This is a genomic window from Pseudomonas sp. JV245A (assembly GCF_032424515.1).
GTDB lineage: Bacteria > Pseudomonadota > Gammaproteobacteria > Pseudomonadales > Pseudomonadaceae > Aquipseudomonas > Aquipseudomonas protegens.
Genome location: NZ_VYKE01000333.1, coordinates 1 through 2117 on the forward strand (window position 1 = coordinate 1; position 2117 = coordinate 2117).

Annotated in this window: 2 protein-coding genes and 1 pseudogene; all 3 read right to left on the reverse strand. The window is 66.9% G+C overall.

What is annotated here, in order from left to right:
* A partial coding sequence (locus F6S12_RS31295; protein ID WP_315869812.1) for an SPFH domain-containing protein occupies window positions 1-811 on the reverse strand: 811 nt, incomplete at its 3' end.
* On the reverse strand, window positions 808-1848 hold the full coding sequence (gene hflC / locus F6S12_RS31300; RefSeq protein ID WP_011064358.1) for a protease modulator HflC: 1041 nt from the start codon (window positions 1846-1848) through the stop codon (window positions 808-810). The genes F6S12_RS31295 and hflC, both read right to left, overlap by 4 nt.
* Window positions 1845-2117 (reverse strand): annotated as a pseudogene (locus tag F6S12_RS31305) (protease modulator HflK); the annotation flags it as partial. The gene hflC and the pseudogene F6S12_RS31305, both read right to left, overlap by 4 nt.

A 2117-nucleotide genomic window follows, 5' to 3' on the forward strand; every position in this document is an offset into this window, starting at 1 on the left:
CGCCCTGGGTCAGTTTTTCCGCTTCGGTGCGGGCGTTGGCGACCGCCTTGTCGGCTTGCTGGCTGGCAGTGAGCACCGCGTTGAAGGCGCTGACCGCCGGGCCGGGCAGGCTCGATTGCACATCCACCCGCGTTGCCTCGACGCCAATGCCCTGGCCGCTGGTGGTCAACTGCGCCAGGCGCTGGTTGATGCTTTGCAGCAGATCGCCCCGCAGCCGCTCACGACGCTCGGCGGCCTGGTTGTCGCTGCCGATCAGTTCCGGGCGCGCCACCAGGATGGTGTCCAGGTCACGGGCGGCGGTCAGGGCCACGGCACTGCGGGTCACCAACCGATCCAGGGCCGGCAGCACGTGGTCAGCCTGGAGCACATAGGCGTAGGGATCGCTGACCTTGTAGAACACCCGCACGTCCAGCTGTACCACACCGGCATCGCCAGTCAGCAGGTAACCGGACCCGGCCAGGGTGTCGTTCAAAGGCGTGGCCAGGGTGGCAACCCGGTCCCCTTCCAGAGCCGCCTCGGAACGCAGCAAACCCTCCACCCGCCGCTCCAGTACCCGGTCGGCGGCGGGCAGCAGCACCACCTGCTCAAAAGGCTGGGGCCAGGCCAAGAGCAATCCGGCGCTCTGCACCCTTTCCAATTTGCCAAAGTGCAAGACCATGGCCCGGTTCTGCGGGTCTATCTGCCGCACATTGGAGAAGGCCCAGGCCAGCGCCGCCAGTACTGTCACCCCGTACAAGGCGATGAATGCCAGACGCCCGGCCTGGATCCACGGGCTGCTCAACTCATTTGTTCCACGTGGAACCTTATTCATGGTTGCGAACCAGCGGCTTTGCCCGGCAGGTTTGGCGGGCCATCCACCAGCACCCGGAAAGGCGCCGCGTCGGTGCGCAGGATCAACTTGGTGCCCGGAGTCACCACAGTACCCAGGGTGTCCAGTGAGCGCAGCAAGTTGTACAGCTGCGGGGAACTGGCGTAGGCGCGGCCATAAATCTGCGCCGCCTCAACCCGGGATTGCGCCTCGATATCCGCGGCCTTCACCGTGGCATCGGCCTGGACGATTCGCGCATCGCGTTCGGCGCCAGAGCGGATTTGCGCCGCTTCGCGCTTGCCGATGGCGGTGCGTTCCGTGGCGATGGTTTCACGCTCGGCGCGCATGCGGTCCACGGTGGCGGTCAGGGTCACCGAGGGCAGGGTCAGACGCTCCACTCCCACCTGCACCACTCGCACTCCATAAGTGGAAAGCAATTGCTGTTCGATCTGCTTGCGCAGTTGCGCTTCGAAATCAGCGATGCGCACCTGGCTGGCATCGGTGTTCACCAGGTTGGCCAGATCGAAGCTGCTGGCGGTGGTTTCCAGGGCCGAACCGACAAAGGTGCGGATCTGCCGCGCCGCTTCGTCCGGCTGGTTCTGCACCGCCCGCATGAAACGCTGCACATTGTCCGCGTCGCCCTGGACCCGCCAGGCCACGTAGGCCTGGACGATAATCCGCAAACCGTCGCGGGTGCCCACATCCTGCAAGCCACTGGACGTGGTGCGCAGGCGCAGGTCCACCGGGATCGCCGCTTCAAAGGGTGCCGGCCAGCGCCAGTTCAGGCCCGGCTCCAGCAGCACCCGCGCCGGGTTGCCGAAGCGGGTGATTACCGTGGCCTCGCCGGAGCGCACTTGCACCAGGCTCGCCGCGGCCACGGCAAACAGCACCAGTAGCACGGCCCAGCCCATGCGCCGCCAGGGGAAAGGCCCGGCCTCGGCCGGCGCCCCATGATGATGGTGGTGATGCCCGTGATGGTGGTGATGGCCGTGCCCGTGGTCGTGGCCGGCGTGATCGTGGGAGTGGGAGGACTGGCTCAATGGACGGCTCCTGGCTGAGCGGCTTTACGCGGCGCCGAAGGGTCGGCCGGCAAGGTGAACGTACGCAGGTCGAGGGTCGGCGCGCTGTCGCCCCCCAGACGATGATCAAGAATCAGCAGCTTGGCCTGGCTCAGGCCCTGGCTCAGCTGGCTCAGGTACTGCTCGAGGACGAAGGCCTGCCCCGCACTGGCGAAGGCTTTCTGTTCGGCGGCAAAGCGCAGGTCGGCAGCCTGGGCCGCCGCCTGCACTTCGCGCGCATCGGCCTGGGC